At 53.7% G+C, this 20016-nt stretch carries 14 protein-coding genes; 10 read left to right on the forward strand and 4 right to left on the reverse strand.

The features are described from left to right. Window positions 1-54: 54 nt before the first annotated feature. Window positions 55-3438 (forward strand): isoleucine--tRNA ligase, encoded by a 3384-nt coding sequence (ileS, locus tag F1C16_RS17300; protein ID WP_185284381.1) that lies wholly within the window; start codon window positions 55-57, stop codon window positions 3436-3438. A gap of 347 nt (window positions 3439-3785) precedes the next feature. Then, complete coding sequence (locus F1C16_RS17305; protein ID WP_185281850.1) at window positions 3786-4427, forward strand: lipoprotein signal peptidase; 642 nt, start codon at window positions 3786-3788, stop codon at window positions 4425-4427. A 211-nt stretch (window positions 4428-4638) separates the two neighbouring features. On the opposite strand, the gene F1C16_RS17310 is transcribed toward F1C16_RS17305, so the two are convergent. After that, window positions 4639-5625, reverse strand: coding sequence for an aldo/keto reductase (locus F1C16_RS17310; RefSeq protein WP_185281851.1), 987 nt, complete (start codon window positions 5623-5625; stop codon window positions 4639-4641). A 248-nt stretch (window positions 5626-5873) separates the two neighbouring features. Between F1C16_RS17310 and F1C16_RS17315 the strand changes: the two genes are divergently transcribed. The 4 genes from F1C16_RS17315 to F1C16_RS17330 all read left to right on the forward strand — a co-directional run bounded on the left by F1C16_RS17315 (window position 5874) and on the right by F1C16_RS17330 (window position 12640). Beyond that, on the forward strand, window positions 5874-7856 hold the full coding sequence (locus F1C16_RS17315; protein WP_185281852.1) for an ABC transporter ATP-binding protein: 1983 nt from the start codon (window positions 5874-5876) through the stop codon (window positions 7854-7856). A 348-nt stretch (window positions 7857-8204) separates the two neighbouring features. Continuing rightward, entirely contained in the window at window positions 8205-10826 is a 2622-nt protein-coding gene (rnr, locus tag F1C16_RS17320) for a ribonuclease R (protein ID WP_185281853.1), read from the forward strand. A 186-nt stretch (window positions 10827-11012) separates the two neighbouring features. Continuing rightward, a complete protein-coding gene (locus tag F1C16_RS17325) occupies window positions 11013-11984 on the forward strand; it encodes a polyprenyl synthetase family protein (RefSeq protein WP_258048949.1) in 972 nt (323 codons plus the stop codon). Window positions 11985-12016: 32 nt separating this feature from the next. Next, window positions 12017-12640 carry a rhomboid family intramembrane serine protease gene (locus F1C16_RS17330; protein ID WP_185281855.1) on the forward strand — a complete coding sequence of 208 codons (624 nt, stop codon included), beginning with the start codon at window positions 12017-12019 and terminating at the stop codon, window positions 12638-12640. Window positions 12641-12782: 142 nt separating this feature from the next. Here F1C16_RS17330 and F1C16_RS17335 read toward each other — a convergent pair whose 3' ends face one another. Continuing rightward, on the reverse strand, window positions 12783-13406 hold the full coding sequence (locus tag F1C16_RS17335; RefSeq protein ID WP_185281856.1) for a hypothetical protein: 624 nt from the start codon (window positions 13404-13406) through the stop codon (window positions 12783-12785). Between the two features lie 1002 nt (window positions 13407-14408). Between F1C16_RS17335 and F1C16_RS17340 the strand changes: the two genes are divergently transcribed. Continuing rightward, window positions 14409-14852, forward strand: coding sequence for a helix-turn-helix domain-containing protein (locus F1C16_RS17340; RefSeq protein WP_185281857.1), 444 nt, complete (start codon window positions 14409-14411; stop codon window positions 14850-14852). An 811-nt stretch (window positions 14853-15663) separates the two neighbouring features. Here the strand turns inward: F1C16_RS17340 and F1C16_RS17345 are convergent. Together F1C16_RS17345 and recF are read right to left on the reverse strand one after the other, a co-directional pair. After that, window positions 15664-15981, reverse strand: a complete 318-nt coding sequence (locus F1C16_RS17345) for a DUF721 domain-containing protein (RefSeq protein ID WP_258048950.1) — start codon at window positions 15979-15981, stop codon at window positions 15664-15666. 69 nt (window positions 15982-16050) lie between these two features. Next, window positions 16051-17160, reverse strand: a complete 1110-nt coding sequence (gene recF, locus F1C16_RS17350) for a DNA replication/repair protein RecF (protein ID WP_185281858.1) — start codon at window positions 17158-17160, stop codon at window positions 16051-16053. A 65-nt stretch (window positions 17161-17225) separates the two neighbouring features. Between recF and pdhA the strand changes: the two genes are divergently transcribed. The 3 genes from pdhA to ribH all read left to right on the forward strand — a co-directional run bounded on the left by pdhA (window position 17226) and on the right by ribH (window position 19884). Beyond that, window positions 17226-18431, forward strand: coding sequence for a pyruvate dehydrogenase (acetyl-transferring) E1 component subunit alpha (gene pdhA, locus F1C16_RS17355; protein WP_258048951.1), 1206 nt, complete (start codon window positions 17226-17228; stop codon window positions 18429-18431). Between the two features lie 51 nt (window positions 18432-18482). Next, on the forward strand, window positions 18483-19262 hold the full coding sequence (locus F1C16_RS17360; RefSeq protein WP_246601785.1) for a tol-pal system YbgF family protein: 780 nt from the start codon (window positions 18483-18485) through the stop codon (window positions 19260-19262). A 145-nt stretch (window positions 19263-19407) separates the two neighbouring features. Further along, window positions 19408-19884 (forward strand): 6,7-dimethyl-8-ribityllumazine synthase, encoded by a 477-nt coding sequence (gene ribH, locus F1C16_RS17365; protein ID WP_185281859.1) that lies wholly within the window; start codon window positions 19408-19410, stop codon window positions 19882-19884. Window positions 19885-20016 lie beyond the last annotated feature (132 nt).

Consider the following 20016-nt stretch of genomic DNA (forward strand, 5'->3'; position numbering starts at 1 on the left):
TGAACTACCCCGAATTTAAAACAGCCGCTCAACTACGCTCAGGTCGGTACCGATATCCTGGCCTGGTGGAAGCAGAACGGCATCTTCGAAAAGAGCGTGAGCAGCCGCGAAGGGCAGCCCACCTACGTGTTCTACGAAGGACCGCCCTCGGCCAACGGCGCGCCCGGCATCCACCACGTGATGGCGCGCACGGTGAAGGATATTTTCTGCCGCTACCACACCATGCTGGGCAAGCAGGTGCCGCGCAAAGGCGGCTGGGACACCCACGGCCTACCTATTGAGCTACAGGTAGAAAAGGAGCTGGGCATCACGAAGGAGGACATCGGGAAGAAAATCAGCATTGAGGACTACAACCAGCGCTGCCGCGAAACCGTGATGCGCTTCAAAGCCCAGTGGGACGACCTGACCGAGAAGATGGGCTACTGGGTGGACCTCAACGACCCCTACATCACCTTCGAGCCGGAGTACATCGAAAGCTGTTGGGCGCTGCTTAAGAAGCTATACGACAAGGGATTGCTCTACAAAGGCTACACCATTCAGCCCTACTCCCCGGCGGCTGGTACCGGCTTGTCGTCGCACGAGCTGAACCAGCCCGGTACCTACCGCGACGTGAAGGACACGACGATTGTGGCCGAGTTTGAGGTGAAGCGCGACGAGCAGTCGGAAAAGCTATTTGCGTTGGCTGATGGCCTGCCGGTGTTCATCATGGCTTGGACGACCACGCCGTGGACGCTGCCAGCCAACACGGGTTTGGCGGTGGGTAAGAACATCCGCTACGCGGTAGTGCGCACCTTCAATCCCTACACATTTGAGCCGCAGGTAGTGGTGCTGGCAAAGGTCCTGGTGGGTCGCTACTTCACGGAAAAAGGCGCGCAGGCGTCGCTGGAAGACTACAAAGCCGGTGACAAAGTGCTGCCGTGGCGCCAGGTAGGCGAGTTCAGCGGCGCTGAGCTGGTAGGAATTCACTACGAGCGTCTGTTTGGTCACGAAGCTGGTTTCCCGGCCTTCGAAAGCGAGGAAAAAGCCTTCCGCGTGATTCCCGGCGACTTTGTGACGACGGAAGACGGTACCGGCATTGTGCACATCTCGCCCACCTTCGGCGCGGATGACTTTAAGGTAGCCCAGCAAAACGATGTGCCGGCCCTACTGGTAGCCGACGACCAAGGCAAGCTAGGCCCCATCGTGGACCGCACTGGCCGCTACGTGCAGCAAATGGGCGAGTTTGGCGGCCGTTGGGTGAAGAACTACGACGGTCACGACGAATCGGCTGCCGACTACCGCACGCTGGACGTGGACATCAGCGTACGGCTGAAGGAGCGCGGCCGGGCGTTCAAAGTGGAGAAGTACGAGCACACCTACCCCCACTGCTGGCGTACCGATAAGCCGGTGCTCTACTACCCGCTGGATTCGTGGTTTATCAAGACCACGGCAGTTAAGGACCGCCTCATCGAGCTCAACAAAACTATCAACTGGAAGCCCGAAAGCACCGGCACCGGCCGCTTCGGCAACTGGCTGGAGAACCTGGTGGACTGGAACCTGAGCCGCTCGCGCTACTGGGGCACGCCCCTACCCATCTGGCGCACCCAGGACGGCACGGAGGAAATCTGTATCGGCAGCATTGCCCAGCTAAGCGCCGAGATTGACAAGGCGGTGGCGGCTGGCGTCATGACAAAAAATCCGTTGCAAGAAGGCCTACCCACTACGTCGCCCAACGAGCAAGCGGATAGCCAACAGCTAAGAGCTAACGGCCAAAAAATCGACCTGCACCGGCCCTACGTGGACGACATCTTCCTAGTGTCGTCCAGCGGATTACCCATGTACCGCGAGACGGACCTCATCGACGTGTGGTTTGACTCGGGTGCCATGCCCTATGCGCAGTGGCACTACCCCTTCGAGAACCAAGAGAAATTCCAGAAGAATTTCCCCGCCGATTTCATTGCCGAAGGCGTGGACCAGACCCGCGGGTGGTTCTTCACCCTGCACGCGCTGGCCGTGATGCTGGAAGATTCCGTGGCCTATAAGAACGTGATGGCCAACGGCTTGGTGCTGGACAAGAACGGCAACAAGATGAGCAAGCGCCTCGGCAACGCCGTGGACCCGTTTGCCACCATTGGGCAGTTTGGGCCAGATGCTACCCGCTGGTACATGATTGTGAACGCGCCACCATGGGACAATCTCAAGTTCGACCCGGCCGGCGTAACGGAGGTGCAGCGCCGCTTCTTCGGCACGCTGTTCAACACCTACTCGTTCTTCTCGCTCTACGCCAACCTCGACCAGTACACCTACTCCCCGGAGCAGGCCGTACCCGTCGCCGAGCGTACTGAGTTGGACCGTTGGGTGCTAAGCAAGTTGCAATCTTTGGTGCGGGAGGTAGGCGGCCACTACGACAGCTACGACCCCACGAAAGCCGCCCGCGCTGTGCAGGATTTCGTGACCGACCAGCTCTCGAACTGGTACGTGCGTCTCTCGCGCCGCCGCTTCTGGAAAGGCGAACTGACCGCCGACAAGCGTGCCGCCTTCGATACGCTCTACGAATGCCTCTACGCCGTGGGGCAGTTAATGGCCCCCATCGCGCCGTTCTTCGCCGAGTGGCTCTACCAAAACCTGACCAATGCGCAGGTAGGGGAGAAGCCCGAATCGGTGCACCTGACGCTGCTGCAACCCGCCCAAACGGAGCTGATTGACACGGCTTTGGAGGAACGCATGGAGCTGGCCCAGCGCATTTCGTCGCTCACGCACTCCATGCGGAAGAAGTCGGTACTGAAGGTGCGCCAGCCCTTGCAGCGTATTCTGGTGCCCGTACTCAACGAAACAACGCGTGAGCAGGTAGGCAAGGTAGAAGACCTAATCTGCGCCGAGGTGAACGTGAAGCACGTGGAGTTCCTGGACGACACGAGCGGCGTGCTGGTGAAGTCGGTGAAGCCTAATTTCAAGCGCTTGGGTCAGCAATACGGTCCGAAGCTGAAAGTAGTAGGCGCCCGCATTCAGCAGATGACGGCCGAGGAAATCAGCCAGCTGGAAAAGACCGGCGCACTACCCGTAGAAATTGACGGCGAAGCCTATACCCTGACGCCGGAAGACGTGGAAATCCGCACCCAGGACCTGCCCGGCTGGCTGGTAGCCACCGACGGCCCGCTGACTGTGGCCCTCGACGTGACCCTAACTGACGAGCTGCGCCAGGAAGGCGTGGCCCGCGAGTTGGTGAACCGCCTCCAAAACCTGCGCAAAGATTCGGGCCTGGAGGTGCAGGACAAAATCCGCGTGACGCTCGGTGCCGATCAGCCCGAGTTGAAAGCCGCCGTGCAGTCGTTTGGCGACTATATCCGCACCGAAGTGCAGGCCGTGGCGCTGGACTTTGTGGCGGACGTAAACGGTGGATCGGTGCTGGAATTCGATGATTATTCGGTGCCCGTGCGGCTGGAAGTCGCAAATGGCTAAAACGGGCCTTCTGGACCATCTGAACGGTGTAGAGACGCATATTTGCGTCTCGTCGTTGAACGACATTGGCCACGGGGCGCAGACGACGAGACGCAAATATGCGTCTCTACACCGTGCGCTTAGCAACGCAAACAGCTTCTAAAGCTGAAGTGCCTACCGGCTCCTACAAAAAAGTCGGTAGGCACAACGGCGTCTAAATGGTGGGGTAGGGCGTATGTAACCGTCCAAATCCTCCCGATTCTGGTTCAAGAAGGCACAAACGGCCCGAAATTTATATACTGTTACCCGGAAGCTGCGGTAGGAAGTCCGTGCGGCAAAGTCAAAAATTCAGCGTCTCTTTGTACTCTATGAAGTATTGGAAATACTACCTGGTGGCCCTGCTGGTCATCCTCGTCGATCAGCTCTCGAAGTGGGCCGTGCACACCTACATGCAACCCGGTATGCCCGGCGAAATCCCGCTCATCGGCGACTGGCTGAAGCTACACTACACGCTGAATCCGGGTATGGCCTTCGGGGTAGAGCTACCGCCGCCCTACGGCAAGGTGCTGCTCACCAGCTTCCGTATTGTGGCCGTAGGCTTCATTATCTACCTGATTAAGAAGTACTGGCGCCTCGGTGCGGCGTCCGGCCTGTTGGCCTGTGGTGGCCTTATTCTGGGCGGCGCCATCGGCAACTTGGTTGACTCGATTTTCTACGGTGTGGTGTATGATAATGCACCTTTCAACGCGCCTACCCCCTGGCTGCACGGCCAGGTAATCGACATGATTTACGTGGACATCTACGAAGGTTTCCTGCCCGAGTCGTGGCCCCTGGTGGGCGGCATGCACCTCTCGCTGTGGCCCATTTTCAACATTGCCGATTCTGCCATCTTCGTAGGCGTAGTGCTGATTCTGATTTTCCAGGGCCGTTTCTTCGCTGAACCTACGCACGAAGCACATCCGGTGCAACCTATTCACCGCGACCCAGCCGAAGCCTCAGAAGTGGTTTAAACGCTAAATTTTGCCTTATACAACAACGCCCGCGGTAGCATCTACTGCGGGCGTTGTTGCTTTAAAAGAGCTTGTTTGACAAACAAAGCGTAAAAAGACCGTCATTTCAAGCTGGTCGAGGAATCTCGCGTGCTGAAGTAGGATACTATATTTTGTCAGCGCGCGAGATTCCTCGACCAGCTTGAAATGACGATCTACTGTGCGATTGATTTTACCACACTTGATGCACTTGCGGGCGAATTTTCTGATCGTATACGGCGCGTACGGCTTGCATCTGCTCCTCCGTAAGAGTCGGTAGCTCGGCGGCTTGCAGGTTGGACGTGAGCTGTTCGGGCTTGGAGGCGCCGGGAATCACGCAGCTTACTTCGTCAAACATCAGCACCCAGCGAAGCGCGATAGGAGCGAGGTTGGGTTGATCAGGAAATAGCTTTTTTAGCTCCTCCACAGCAGCGAGGCCCGTTTCATAGTCCACACCAGAGAAGGTTTCGCCTTTATCAAAGGCCTCGCCGTGGCGGTTGAACTGGCGGTGGTCGTCGGGTGCGAAGGTGGTTTGGGGCGTGAATTTGCCCGTGAGCAAGCCGCTGGCCAGCGGCACGCGCACAATCAAGCCCACATCGTGGCGCTTGGCTTCGGCAAACAATAGCTGCGTGGGGCGCTGTCGGAACATATTGAAGATGAGCTGAATGGTGGTCACATTTGGGAAGCTAAGCGCTTTCAAGCCTTCTTCCACGCGCTCTACGCTCACGCCCATATTTAGGATTTTGCCTTCTTCCTTGAGCCGATCAAATAACTCAAAAATCTCGGGACGGTAGTACACGTCGGTTGGTGGGCAATGGAGCTGAATGAGGTCCAGCGTTTCCAATTGCATGTTGCGCAGGCTGTTTTCCACAAACTGCCGCAGGGCTTTAGTCTGATACGCCTCGTTGGTGTGCGGCTGCAATTGTCGGCCGCACTTGGTAGCCACGTAAATGCGTTCCTGGCGGTTGCGCACGAGGCGACCTACCGCTTTTTCGCTCTCACCGTCGCCGTACACGTCAGCCGTGTCAATGAAGTTGATACCGCCATCTACAGCGGCATTTAGAATGGCATCGGCGTTTTCGTGGCTGAACGGCTCGCCCCAGCGGCCGCCTACCTGCCAGGTGCCTAGGCTAATTTCGGAGATAGAGAAGCCGGTTTTGCCAAGGGTGCGATGTTGCATAGGGTAGGGGAATAGTGGTTGGGTGTTGGTTTCAGTCAAAGGGAGCCGTCAGCTGAGCGCAGCGGAGTCGAAGCATCTCGCTGCTAACATTGGGTAACTAACGCAACGAAGCGAGCGAGATGCTTCGACTACGCTCCGCTGCGCTCAACATGACCGCCAGCCCTTACATACGCAAAGGGCGTACTTCTTGCTACGGCGCGGCTCTTTATCTTTACTTGCATCCCTTCTATTCCTTTACCCGTTGTTCTGTGTCTGAGCCTCTGCTTTCCGTTCGCAATCTGACCATCGATTTCCACTCGCACCGGGGCGATACGCGGGCCGTGGCAGATATCTCGTTCGATCTGCACCGGGGTGAAACACTAGCAATTGTAGGCGAATCGGGCTCGGGCAAGTCTGTCACGTCGCTGGCACTGATGGGGTTGATTCCGCTACCGCCCGGCAAAATCAGCAGCGGCATGGCCATATTTCAGTCGCCGATTTTGGGTGAGGTAGACCTGCTCCGGCTCAGCGATAAGCAGCTACAGCAAGTCCGCGGCAACGACATTTCCATGATTTTTCAGGAGCCGATGACGTCCCTGAACCCGGTGTATACCTGCGGCAGCCAGGTGGTAGAGGCTCTGCGGCTGCACACTACCCTCACCGAGAAAGAAGCTGCGGCCCGCACCGTGGAGCTGTTCACGATGGCGCAGCTCCCGCGCCCGGAGAAAATATTCAGCAGCTACCCCCACGAAATCAGCGGCGGCCAGAAGCAGCGCGTGATGATTGCCATGGCCATGGCCTGCAACCCCGCCATCCTCATTGCCGACGAGCCCACCACCGCCCTCGACGTGACGGTGCAGGCCCGCATGCTCCAACTCATCGATGACCTGCGCCGGCAGCATAACACCGCCGTCCTGTTCATCACGCACGATTTGGGCGTAGTGGCCGAAATTGCCGACCGCATCATGGTGATGTACCGGGGTAGGGTAGTGGAGCAGGGTAGGGTGCTCGATATTTTCACTAACCCGCAACACCCCTATACCCGCGGCTTGCTGGCGTGCCGTCCAAAACTTTCTATTGGACGCAAAAAACTTCCTGTAGTAGCCGATTTCATGCAGGAAGCCGCCGACGGAAGCCTATTTTCTGCTTCACCTGACGATACGCAACTACCTGCTAACGAAACCGCTGTATCACCTCAGAGCGAAACTGAATTTACCAAAACGTTCCCCGTGGAACATAACAGCGTTCCACGTTCCACCAATGATATAGGCAACCTGGAAACAGCGCCTCTGGAATCGGGGCAATTGGTACCTGAAGCAACGGCTACTACCGTAGCAAAGGCTATTGATACGTTGGAAAAACTGGAGGCGGCTCCTGAGCAACGAACAGTAGTAGCATCAAACTCCGACACACCCTCAACCCAAGGCCCGCTTCTTCAGGTCGAAAATCTGAAAGTGTACTTTCCCATTCGGAAGGGCTTTTTCCGACGCACCACAGAATTTGTGCGGGCGGTGGATGATGTCAGCTTTGATATTTATCCTGGCGAGACGGTAGGGCTAGTAGGGGAATCGGGGTGTGGCAAGACTACGCTGGGTAGAACCCTGTTGCGTCTGGTGGAACCAACCAGCGGCAGTATTCTGTTCGATGGAGTGGATCTGGCTACGCTCCCAACCGGGGAGCTGCGCCGCCGCCGCCGCGAGTTTCAGATGGTGTTTCAGGATCCTTATGCCGCGCTCAACCCTACCATGACGGTGGGCGAAGCCATCCTAGAACCCATGCGGGTACACGGGGTAGGCGGTATCAAAGCCGAGCAGAAGGCACGTGTGCTGGAACTGCTGCGCACGGTAGGGCTGCGCGAAGACCACTTCCTACGCTACCCCCACGAGTTCAGCGGCGGCCAGCGCCAGCGCATTTGTATTGCGCGGGCTTTGGCGCTACAACCCAAGTGTATCATCTGCGACGAATCCGTTTCGGCTCTCGACGTATCGGTGCAGGCCCAGGTGCTCAACTTACTCAACGACCTCAAGCGCGAGTTTGGCATCACCTACCTGTTCATCACCCATGACCTGTCGGTAGCCCGCTTCATGAGCGACCGGCTCTTGGTGATGAGCAAAGGGAAGATTGTAGAAAGCGGCCCCGCGGCCGAAGTCTACGCCAACCCGCAAAACGACTACACCCGCACGCTGCTGGCAGCCATCCCCAAAGACGAGCCCGCTGACATCCGGGCTGCCGTGGCCCGCCGCGAGGTATAGTTGTCAGAACCACGGATTCGCTCGGATTTATCGGATTACGCGAATTTTGTGAACAAGCCGACCTACCTATTCGGCTCACTCAGATCCCTCATTACGTTCGGAATGATACAGAGGTAGTCCGTCTATGAAATCCGATTAATCCGTCGAATCCGTGGTTCTGACAACCCCACATAGTTGTTTGCCGATATATTCCGTATTATTCCTACCCTGGCTGATCAGCTGTAGCATGGTTGCTTCTCGTAGCGCCACCCAATTTACTTTTTACTCTGACTGCGGCGCCCCTGCGCCCGGTCCCATTTTACACCGCCGCCTGCGAAAAAGACAACCACTGGCGGCTCCTATTTTCTAATGAAAAGAAAAGACGATTCCGCCGCTCCCCGCGCCCCACGCGCGAAAGCTGCCCGCACTCCGCAAGAAACGAGTGCCCCCACCGCATCAGTTACCATCAACCAGGTAGCCCGCGAATTTTTCACTTCCAACGAAACCCTCATTCCCTACCGCCAGCTGGCGCGCCGCCTCGGCGTGACTACCAAGGAACAGCGCGAGGTGCTCTTCGGTCACCTGCGCACCCTGCGCGAAACGGGGCAGCTGGAGCTCGTCGGCAATGATGAGTACCGCTTATACGGCACCGAGTCGGCCGAGCCGGTACCCGCTACTGCACCCGAAGTAGAGGCTTCCACCGAGTCTACCCCCGAGGCTGCCAAAGGCAATAAGAAATCGAAGTACGCTGTTACCAAGCAACGCCAGGACGAGGAGTCTAAGCCTACCCCCGAGCAATCGAGGCCCGAGGAGGATGACGACGATTCAGTTTCTAAAGGCCGACCGGTAGAAGCCGAGTTCGGCAAAGACCCCGTGATTCACCGCCGCCGCGAGGCTGGCTTTGACCACGCTGGTGATGTGCGCCACCAGAAGAAGCGCCGCCCCGAGCGCGCCGCCGAAACCGAGCGTCCCGGCGAGTACATCACCGGCCGTGTAGATCTGGCTACCCAAAAATTTGCCTTTGTGGTGAGTGAGGAGTCGGAGGAGGACGTGCGCGTGTTCACCGACCGCCTCATGTTTGCGATGGATGGCGACACGGTACGTGTGCGTCTACGCGGTCAGCGCGACGGCCGCCCGGTAGGCGACGTAGTAGAAATACTGAAGCGTGAGAAGGACACCGTAGTAGGTCGCCTGATGACGCAGAACGCCGGCTTCGGTTTTGTGAAGCCTGACTACCGCAAGCTCTACTTCGACGTGTTTGTGCCGACCGATGGGTTGCACGAAGCCCGCGACGGCGAGAAGGTGCTCGTGAAGATTACCGAGTGGCCCGAGGACCCCGGCCGCCAGCCCGTAGGCGAGGTGGTACGAAGCTTCGGCCAGGCTGGCGAGAACGAAGCCGAGATCAACGCCATCATGGCGGAGTTCGGGTTGCCGTTTGAATTTCCTGCCGAGGTGGAAGCTGAGTCGGAAGCTATTCCAGACGTGATTTTAGCCAAGGAAATTAAGCGCCGCCGCGACTTCCGCGACGTGACTACCTTCACCATCGACCCCGCTGATGCCAAAGACTTCGACGATGCCCTGTCGCTTCGTCAATTGGAAAATGGACACTGGGAGATAGGCGTGCACATTGCTGACGTGACCCACTACGTGCGCCCCGATACGGCCCTGGAAAAGGAAGCCGAGTTCCGGGCTACCTCCGTGTACCTGGTAGACCGCGTGATTCCGATGCTACCCGAGCGCCTCTCGAATGGCCTCTGCTCGCTGCGCCCCAATGAGGACAAGCTGACCTTCTCGGCGGTGTTTGAGCTGGACGAAAAGGGTAAGCTCTACGATTCCTGGTACGGCAAAACCATCATCCACTCCGACCGCCGCTTCGCTTACGAAGAGGCCCAGGAGCGCATCGAAACCAAGGAAGGCGACTACGCCACTGAGGTGAATCTGCTCAACGACATCGCCAAAAAGCTCAACGAACAGCGCTTCAAGAAAGGTGCTATTAGCTTCGAGACGCAGGAGGTGAAGTTCCGGCTGGATGAGAACGGCAAGCCGGTGGGCGTGTACGTGAAAGAGCGCAAGGATGCACACAAAATGATTGAGGAGTTCATGCTGCTCGCTAACCGTAAGGTGGCCGAGTTCGTGTTCAAGATCAAAGCCCGCAAGCCGCGCATGACGATGGTGTACCGCATTCACGAAGCGCCCGACCCCGACCGTCTGCAAAACTTCGCGCTGTTTGCTCAGAAGTTCGGCCACACGCTAGACCTCACCAATCCCAAAAAGCTCAGCACCGAGCTAAACGATTTGTCGGAAGAGGTAGTGGGCAAGCCCGAGCAAAACGTCATCCAGACGTTAGCTATTCGCACCATGTCGAAGGCTATTTACAGCACCGAGCCTATCGGGCACTTCGGCCTGGCCTTTGAGCACTACACGCACTTCACCTCGCCCATCCGTCGCTACCCCGATATGATGGTGCACCGCTTGCTGGAGCACTACCTCGAAGGTGGTAAGAACGTGCCCGCGGAGCCGGTGGAAGAGGAGTGCAAACACTCCTCGGAGCGCGAGAAGCGTGCCGCCACGGCCGAGCGCGCCAGCATCAAGTACAAGCAGGTAGAGTACATGGCCGACGAAATTGGGGCCGAGTTCACCGGTGTGGTATCGGGCCTAACGGAGTGGGGCGTGTACGTCGAAATCCAGGAAAACAAGTGCGAAGGTATGGTCCGCGTCAGCGACATTCCCGGCGACTACTTCGAGCTGGACAAAGACAACTACCGCTTGGTAGGAAAGAAAACCAAGCGCGTCATTCAGTTCGGCGACCCGCTGCAAGTGGTGGTGAAAGCCGCCAACCTGCTCGACCGGACCATCGACTTCGAGTTGGTAGACGGCCGGCCCGATGCCGTGAAGCGTCGCGAGAAAGACGAGAAGCGTGGCAACCGCGGAGGCAGCCGCCACGGCGGCAAGGAAAGCTCTGGCAAAAGCAGCGGTAAGCGCCGCCGGTAAGAGGGTATCATCTTAGAGAACGTCATGCTGAGCGGAGCCGAAGCATCTCTACTGGTAGTAATTGATTTACTCACGGTAGAGATGTTTCGGCTCCGCTCAGCATGACGTTCTTTCGTTCTACCCATGCTGTCGCCCTACCCATCTTTCCGTTGTACCTTGCCTACCTCATTCCATCCTCTACCTTCTGTGGATATTTCTGCTCTTACACGCACGATCAACGACCAACTGGCCCTCTTGTCCTACGGCGACCAACCCACGTCGCTGTACGAGCCAATTCGCTACATAATGGCCCTGGGTGGCAAGCGCATCCGGCCGCTGCTCACGCTTCTCGGTGCCCAGCTTTTCACCGACGACCTAGCGCCCGTTCTGAAGCCTGCACTGGCCACTGAAGTCTTCCACAACTTCACACTCCTGCACGACGACCTGATGGACCAGGCGCCCCTGCGCCGGGGCCAGGCTACCGTGCACGAAAAGTGGAATCCCAACGTGGCCATTCTGAGCGGCGACGTGATGCTGGTGCGCGCCTACGAGCTGTTTTTCGACGTGCCGGGTGCGCTGCTTCCTACCGTGCTGCGCCGCTTCAGCCAGACCGCAGCCGAGGTATGCGAAGGGCAGCAGTGGGACATGAATTTTGAAACCGACCCCGAAGTAAGCATTGCGCAGTACCTCGATATGATCCGGCTGAAAACGGCCGTGCTACTCGGGTTTGCGCTGGAGTTGGGCGCCCTACTCGGCGGCGCCCCGGCCCCCGAGGCCGACCAGCTGCGGCAGTTCGGTACGGCCATCGGCATTGCCTTCCAGCTCCGCGACGACCTGCTGGATGTGTACGGCGATGCCGCTACCTTCGGCAAGCGGGTAGGGGGCGACATCGTATCCGACAAGAAAACCTTCTTGCTACTCACAGCTCAAGCGCAAGCTACTACAGCGCAGCAGGCCGTATTGCAGCAGTATATTGGGCAGCCCGTTGTCGATGCTGAGGGCAAGGTGCAAGCCGTGACAGCCGTATACGACGAGCTACACATTCGTTCCCAAACCGAGGCGCTCATCAATGAATACTTCGAGGCGGCGTTGGCGCACCTAGAGCAGGTAGAAGTAGCCGCATCGCGCAAAGAGCCACTCCGGCAGCTGGCGCTCCAACTGATGGAGCGTGAAAGCTAGCCGTCTTCCTACCCTTTGATTTCACCCTTTCTATGGATATCACCCTGATTCTGGTCGTGCTCACGGCCATCATTTCCGTTTATGCCTGGTCGAACCCGACCTTTCTGGATAAATGGATTTTGAGCCCCTTTCTGGTAGCCAAGCGCCAGGAGTATTACCGCTTCCTCACCTCCGGCTTCCTGCATGCAGACTGGATGCACCTGCTCTTTAACATGTTTGCCTTCTTTTCCTTTGGTCAATTAGTGCAAGGCAGCTTCGAACAGATTTTTGGCTTTGAAGGTAGTCTGTGGCGCTATCTGATGCTGTACTTAGGTGGCATCATCGTTTCCGATATCCCTACCTACTTCCGCCACCGCCGCGACCCTGACTACCGAAGCTTGGGCGCATCAGGTGGGGTAGCGTCCGTTATCTTCTCCGGAATTCTGTTTCAGCCAATTGGCGGCATCCACATTTTTCCGATTCCATTCAGCATTCCCGGTTTCATTTTCGGCTTTCTCTACCTCGGTTATTCTTACTACATGGGCCGCCGGTCGGGCGATAATATCAACCATGATGCTCATTTCTACGGTGCTTTGTATGGGGTAGTGCTCACATTATTCTTCATCCCGCAAATTGGCCCCTACTTTATACAGCAAATCCAACAGTATTTATTTTAAGTTATTGACATTCAGATATTTAAATTAGATATTGTTCAGGCTTACCCTTGATATGAGGTAATTCCAAGGTCAATAGAAGCAGAAAGGCCCGGTTGCACATGCAACCGGGCCTTTCTGCTTCTATTGACGTCGACAGCTAGGGCTATTTGCCTAGCATTCGCTGTTTTTCTAGCCGTGCTACATGACGTATCAGTTCACCAGTATTTGTCACTTGCTTCACCTGCCAATGGTCATCGCGCTTGAGCATTTTCAGTTCTAAGACCAGTGTGGTATCGTACTTCGGCTGCGTGAACTCCAAGCCTACCAAGGCCTGCCCATTGTCTTCTTCCTTCACATATTTCACGTCCTTAAACTTGCTGTCGGGACTTACCACTTTCCCTACCAGTCCCAGTATCGATACATTAACAGCGCGCTTTGGTTGTGCTGCTATGGCTACTTCCACGGAGCCTGTTTCTACGTAACGCTGCACTTCCTTGCGCGCTGCTGTAGCCAACTGCGGCTTTAGCAGACGCAGGCTTCCCATGAAGGCCGCGCCACCAGGATTCAATAACTTCAGCGTAGTGCTCTGAGTAGTTACTTGGTCTACAATGCCACTCGCCACGCTTTCTATATCCACATACTGTTCGAATGCCGCTACGTCGTGTGCCTGCACTGCGGCGGCTGCTTTCAAGAGAGAATACTGTGGCCCCGACGACATACTGTGGTAGTACCAATAGCCTCCGGCCAGCAGTAGAAGCAGCACGCCGAGTAGAAGTGTTTTTTTCATGTTGATGTATTGTATAGAGTAAATTGAAATTTCTGTTGATAAGAGAGCAAGTCTAGAAATGCCGTGGCTTTTAGGTTTGTGTACAGGTATTCGCGACGTGCCATCACTTTCATTCTTACGACAGCTCTTTCGGTTTGCATTTTAAACTACGCAACGCTCAGATATCAACTAATGCGTTGGTCTACGTGCGTTGACTTACAAATTGCTTTAGAGCATCATCTACAAGTGAAGCGGAATACCAGCAATGGCCAAGCATCTTACAGTTCATAGATGCAAGTGCTTCTACAAATGCCTAACCAAAATAGTCTACGCGCCAGTTTGTAGCTGCTGGGCTCCCAGACTTATTATCTATCTGGCGACCTATTAGACATTGCAACAGTAGGGTAGGGTAGGGGGCCTCAATAAAAGGTCAAGAGATTCTGGTATCTCCTCCAATAAGTATAAGGTACACTATCCTGATACTCCTTTTTCTCACCTCAGATACAGATAGTGTGATCTGCATTGTCTGTTGAAACCTACCTAACCAACCATCAGGGGCCAACTCCAATTACACACACTTTTTATGATAGCTTCTATTCCGTCTAATTTCAAAAACTGTTTTTAAATCCGTTTCAGACTTAACGGTGTATTAAGACTTAGAATGATAGAGTCTAATGTACATCAGAAGGCCTACGCTGCTATTAGGTGTAATAGTAATGCGCTTTCACTATCGTTTCAATGTAATACTGATCAATCTTACTTGAGACTCACAGCGATACAGTACAGCATGTATCAATGTTATTTTACACTTATATTTTTGTGAAACAGCTTAAATAGAGCTGAAAACCGCTTTTTTAGCCGTTTCTTATTTATTATAGATTGCTATGTCGCTATTATTTGCAGTATGTAACACGTTTTATGTTACTGTAATATATAGCATGTAACTGTAATGTATTTGCTTGTTACGTGTGTTTTGTAACATATATTAGGTTTACAGTTAAACATTGATATTTGTAACACTATTTGTTTTATCGCATCAATATTTACAACTTTACAAACAGTAGTTACAATGCTCTCGATATGCCGCATCAAGGAGAAATACTGCAAAATGCTATCAAAAACAGTGGTATTTCTATCACGCGCATTGTAGACGAACTAGGTATTACACGACCTACAATCTATCGTAAATTCAAGGATGATACACTTGATTACGAATTTGTAAAAAAAATAGGTGACATTATCGGACATGATTTTTCCCAGGACTTTACAAAAAGCCCACAATCTGTTTTGTCATTTGTAACGAACACCCCTACAAAAGTGTCCACTCATCCTGCTTTACAACGTAACACTTCTGCTGTAACACCCTCCCAGGACCAAACAGAACAGCTTTTAGCTTTGCAAACGAAGTACATTGCCTTACTAGAGGCTTATAATGAACTGTTGATTAAAGTGTATGGGCCTAAATGACAAATATGTTCCACGTGAAACATATTTGTCAAATAGTCCAACTACAGATGAAAGCTAAATAAAGATCAGAAGTTGGAAGAAAGCCTACCGTTTAGTGGGCCAGCAAGAGCAAGGTGGAGCTGTTTCAAAGCTCACAAAACTCTCCTTGTTGAGGTAGTTCAGAAAGTCACCGCTTATAGATTCGAAGTTGAAATTAGTGTGGTAGATTAATCAGTGTAAATCACTGTTTAGCCAGGCTAGCTACCTGCTCTGTGAAGCAAGCGAAAGGCAACCGGTAGTCGCAATGGTGCTTTTAATTAAGCTAGGCAAGAACTTTATTCAGAGGATAATCAGATATACTATGCGTGCTGCCTCGTGGTAGAAAATGTTGCCTATCTATAAAAATTTCTATGGAGTATGGGCCTCTGTAGAATTAGTAGATGAACTACTATAGGAGATACGTAGAAAGCAATTGATCTAGAGGATTGGGATGGCTATTGAATAGATAGCATATCCTTTCTTATTGCAGATGCGCTTACTAATACTTTCAGAACTCATTCATTCACTCCCAACCAACCAACCAACCAACCAACCATTGTATAGCTACTGGTCGTCTACCTAAGTCTATATAGAGGGTAGCAGGAGGTGCTGAGAGTGAAGCCTTCCAAAAGCCATTGCGTTCGGTTTAACTGAGTTGATTGAATTTCTCTACACAAGCTAGAATAGCTATGCGCTGATAGAGGCTTACGAAAGCGGTAAGCATCAGCCTGAGTTTCGTTTGGTATTATATGTTGAGAAGAAAGTATGCTTGTTTGGGCATACTCTTCTCGTCTTATAAGAAGACCACCTCTTTGATAACCTCCTCGCCAACCTCCGCATTGATAATCTCTAGCACCCGTGTCTTAGCCATCACGAGTTCATGTTTGAGAGGTGCCGAGGTGAGACGTACGAACAATTTGCCCTTGCTCACAAAAACCTCCTGGGTTTTGAGCGCGACAGCCTTGCCCATCACCCGTTCCCAGCTGGCAACTACTACTACCTCGTTCAGCTTGCCCTGAATACGGTAGGCCTTCAGCAAAGCTTTAATACCGTCCTTCAGCGGCATAATATCAGCCTGACGGTAATTGTCTGAAGGTTTATGTTTTTTCACTGAAAATGCGTAAGGAAGCGAAAGTAGCACCCTATCTAGAGGGGGTTGCAAAGGTACACAACGAGTTACCTATAGCGGCGCAACCGAACCGTTCTCGACCCGGAAACGACTTATTTGTTCCGATAGAGTTGATAGTACCTGATCAGTCCGATCGAGGTGTGTATCTGTAAGAAAAACCTGCCCAAAGGTATGGTCAGCTACTAGGCGCATAAGCTGCGTGATGCGCTTCTCATCTAAACGGTCAAAAATATCATCCAACAGCAGAATGGGCTTTTGCTGTTTGCGGATAGACAGAATCTCAAACTGCGCAAGCTTCAGGGCAATAGCATATGATTTTTGCTGACCCTGCGAGCCGTAGTTTTTAACGGGTAGGTCATTCATGAGGAATACGAAATCGTCGCGGTGGGGGCCGGTGTGGGTGCGCTGAAGCAGCAAGTCTTTGCGCTCGTTGAGGCGAAGCACCTTCAGGAAGTCAGTAGGAGGTACTTGACTTTTATAGGTAAGGGTTACTTCCTCCCGATCATCGGAAAGCTGCTGGTAATGCCGCTGGAAGATAGGCGTAAACTCATCTAAGAATTGCTGGCGTAAATGAACCAGCTGCTCACCAAGGGGCGCTAATTGCTCATCCAATACCAAAAGATAGTCCCGATCATACGCTTGGCCATTGGCCGCCTTAAGCAAGGCATTGCGCTGGCGCAACAGGTGCGAATAGGAAATCAACAGCTCCAAATACGTATGATCAAGCTGCGACATCAGGCTATCGAAATATCGGCGCCGGTCTTCGCTGCCCTGCCGGATGAGGTCCGTATCGTAAGGCGAAATCAGCACCACGGGGTAGCGACCAATATGATCGGATATGCGCTCGTAGGGTTGCTTGTCGTGCGTAACGGTTTTCTTCTGGCCTACCCGTAAACTGCACTGGATAACCTCGTCTGCCGGCTCAGGGGTAGGGGAGTGAAACCGGCCGCGCACCACGAAGAACTCTTCTCCATGTTTAATTGTCTGCGTATCAGCAGCATTAAAAGCGCTCTTGGTGAGCGACAGATAATGAATGGCATCTAAAAGATTAGTCTTGCCACTACCATTGTCGCCAATGAAGCAATTAATATGCGGCGAGAGGTGTAGATTGACTTCTTCGTAGTTCTTGAAGAAGAGAAGATGCAGAGTTTCAAGATTCATTCGGGTTCGGAATTGCAATCCTTTTACGTACTTTCGCATCCCAAACGCGAACAACCAAGAGCACGATGGCGGAGACGAAAGTAAAGGCTGCCCCCAAAGCTTCCAAGGAGAGCAAGCCAGCTAAAACGAAAAATGCCCCCAGCGGTAAGGCCACACCTTCCGAAGCTGCGGTAGAAGCAACGGAGTTGATGGAAACGGTTCAGCAACCCGATTCGGGTGCACCGGCATCCAACCCCGAAGCAAAAGAAGCTACGGGCGCCCCTAAGGCTACGACTCCGGATACTCCAGAGTTTTCGAAAGAGCAATACCTCTCTTGGTATGAGCAAATGCAGCTCATGCGCAAGTTTGAAGAAAAAGCCGGCCAGTTGTATGGTCAGCAAAAAATTAAAGGATTCTGCCACCTCTATATAGGACAGGAGGCTTGTGTAGCTGGCGCCGTGTCGGCCCTGACCAAGGATGACAAATGGATTACGGCCTACCGTGACCACGCGCACCCACTGGCACTGGGCACATCGCCCAATGCTATCATGGCTGAGCTGTTTGCAAAGGAAACCGGTTGCTCGAAAGGCAAAGGTGGTTCGATGCACATGTTCGACAAAGAGGTGAACTTCATGGGTGGCCACGGTATCGTAGGTGCCCAGGTTCCCATGGGAGCTGGTATTGCCTTTGCTGAGAAGTACAACAAGACCGGCAACCTGTGCATTTGCTACATGGGTGATGGTGCCGTACGCCAAGGTGCATTGCACGAAGCTTTCAACATGGCCATGTTGTGGAAGCTGCCGGTTATTTTCGTTATCGAAAATAATGGCTACGCCATGGGCACTTCGGTGCAGCGCACGTCCAACGTAACCGAGCTGTATAAGCTGGGTCTGTCGTACGATATGCCTTCGGAGCCGGTAAATGCTATGAACGTGGAGGATGTGCATGAAGCCGTAGCTCGTGCTGCCGAGCGTGCCCGCGCTGGTGAAGGCCCTACCTTGCTGGAATTCAAAACCTACCGCTATAAAGGCCACTCGATGAGCGACCCGGCCAAGTACCGCACCAAAGAGGAGTTGGAAGACTTCCGCTCGCGCGATACCATCGAAGCTGTGCGCCACACCATTCTGACGCACAACATGGCATCGGAAGAGGAATTGAACGCCATCGACGAGAGAATTAAAGGACAGGTACAAGAGTCGGTTGACTTCGCTGAAAACTCTGCTTTCCCCGATCCGGAAGAACTCTACCGCGATGTGTATGTAGAGGAAGATTATCCTTTCATCCGCGAATAGCATCGCTTTTTCTGACAAGCATCTTTGCGGCTCCCCTGAGCCATTCGTAGTATGTCCAAGATTCCTTATACGCGTAACAGCCCGCAGAACCGCCCGCAACGCGTGTCTACTGACCCATTGCAGCCCGCAACGCATGAGGGCGAATTTGGCAATGCAGAACATCCGTTGTTAGAAGATCCGGATGCTCTGGCCATCCGTTTGGCCGAATCGGAAGACTTTGTGCGCCGTAACAAAAACCTGTTGCTGGGTTTGCTGGCCGTGGTCGTGTTGGCTGTGGTAGGCGGTATCGGCTACTATATGTGGCGCTCCTCGCAGGATGAGAAAGCGCAGACTGCCATGTTCCAGGCCGTTAACTATTGGGAAGCCGATTCGCTGAACAAGGCCATGCAAGGCGATGGGCAGTATGATGGCCTGACAACGATTGCCTCGGAGTATGGCAATACGAAGGCTGGCAACCTAGCTAGCTTCTACGCTGGTGTAGCTGCGCTAAAGCAAGGCAAGTTCCAGGCTGCTATCGACTATTTGGAAGACTTTAGCTCCGATGATCTGCTGGTGCAGGCCCGGGCCTACTCTTTGATAGGCGATGCCAACATGGAGCTAAACAAGTACAAGGAAGCCACCGATTTCTACGATAAAGCAGCGAACTATAAAGCCAACGAATACTTCTCGCCAGAGTACCTGATGAAGAAAGCAACGGCGCAGGAAATGGCGAAGGACTATAGCGGAGCGGTGGAAACCTACGATAAAATCATTAACGATTATCAAAGCGCTCAGCAAGTAAACGAAGCGCGCCAGATGAAAGCCCGCGCCGAAGCACTGGCTGGCAAGTAAAACCCAATGGCAGTTTTGCTGTTCTAGCAACTACTATTAAAAAGGACGGTCCAGTACCGTCCTTTTTTTATAAACGCGGGTAGCGACTAGTAGTATCTACTTACTGCGTCCGTGAAATCTTCCACATCTGCAAACCCTACGCTACATGGCAACTACTCTCAAAAACCTCAGCGACTATACTTCTGACCACTTTATTGATATCAGTGACAAGCGCTTTGGCTTGGTAGTGGCCGAATGGAACCGCGAAATTACGGATACGCTGGCACAAGGCGCGTACGAGACGCTGCTCAAACATGGCGCGAAAGAAGAGAACATCTACCGCAACACCGTGCCGGGTAGCTTCGAGTTGACCTTGGGGGCCCAATTACTGGCCCAGCACGAGGAGATAGATGCTGTTATCTGCTTAGGGGTAGTTATTCAAGGCGAGACGAAGCACGATGATTATATCTGCCACGCAGTAGCTCAGGGTATTACCAACGTCGGATTGAAATTCAATAAGCCCGTCATTTTTGGCTTGGTTACCACTAACACACTGGAGCAGGCGTGGGATCGGGCGGGTGGCAAGCATGGCAACAAAGGAGTGGAGGGAGCAGTGGCCGCCATCCACATGCTGGGCTTCTGAGAAGGGCGTATGCGGAGGGGTATGAATGAAAAAGCGCCGTTAGCTAATTAATTGACAAAGACGTAGCTTTGCGGCCGAAAAGCCTTGCGCAGCGTCGGCTGATTGGCTGGATACAACGCTGAACAGTGCCTT

The sequence above is a fragment of the Hymenobacter sp. NBH84 genome, from assembly GCF_014217645.1.
GTDB classification, from domain to species: domain Bacteria; phylum Bacteroidota; class Bacteroidia; order Cytophagales; family Hymenobacteraceae; genus Hymenobacter; species Hymenobacter profundi.

What these genes read in the sequence shown, in the direction of transcription:
- F1C16_RS17305 (WP_185281850.1), top strand. Translation starts at nt 3,786, where the DNA reads ATGAAGTATTGGAAATACTACCTGGTGGCCCTGCTGGTCATCCTCGTC.
- F1C16_RS17310 (WP_185281851.1), bottom strand. Translation starts at nt 5,625, where the DNA reads ATGCAACATCGCACCCTTGGCAAAACCGGCTTCTCTATCTCCGAAATT.
- rnr (WP_185281853.1), top strand. Translation starts at nt 8,205, where the DNA reads ATGAAAAGAAAAGACGATTCCGCCGCTCCCCGCGCCCCACGCGCGAAA.
- F1C16_RS17330 (WP_185281855.1), top strand. Translation starts at nt 12,017, where the DNA reads ATGGATATCACCCTGATTCTGGTCGTGCTCACGGCCATCATTTCCGTT.
- F1C16_RS17335 (WP_185281856.1), bottom strand. Translation starts at nt 13,406, where the DNA reads ATGAAAAAAACACTTCTACTCGGCGTGCTGCTTCTACTGCTGGCCGGA.
- recF (WP_185281858.1), bottom strand. Translation starts at nt 17,160, where the DNA reads ATGAATCTTGAAACTCTGCATCTTCTCTTCTTCAAGAACTACGAAGAA.
- pdhA (WP_258048951.1), top strand. Translation starts at nt 17,226, where the DNA reads ATGGCGGAGACGAAAGTAAAGGCTGCCCCCAAAGCTTCCAAGGAGAGC.
- F1C16_RS17360 (WP_246601785.1), top strand. Translation starts at nt 18,483, where the DNA reads ATGTCCAAGATTCCTTATACGCGTAACAGCCCGCAGAACCGCCCGCAA.
- ribH (WP_185281859.1), top strand. Translation starts at nt 19,408, where the DNA reads ATGGCAACTACTCTCAAAAACCTCAGCGACTATACTTCTGACCACTTT.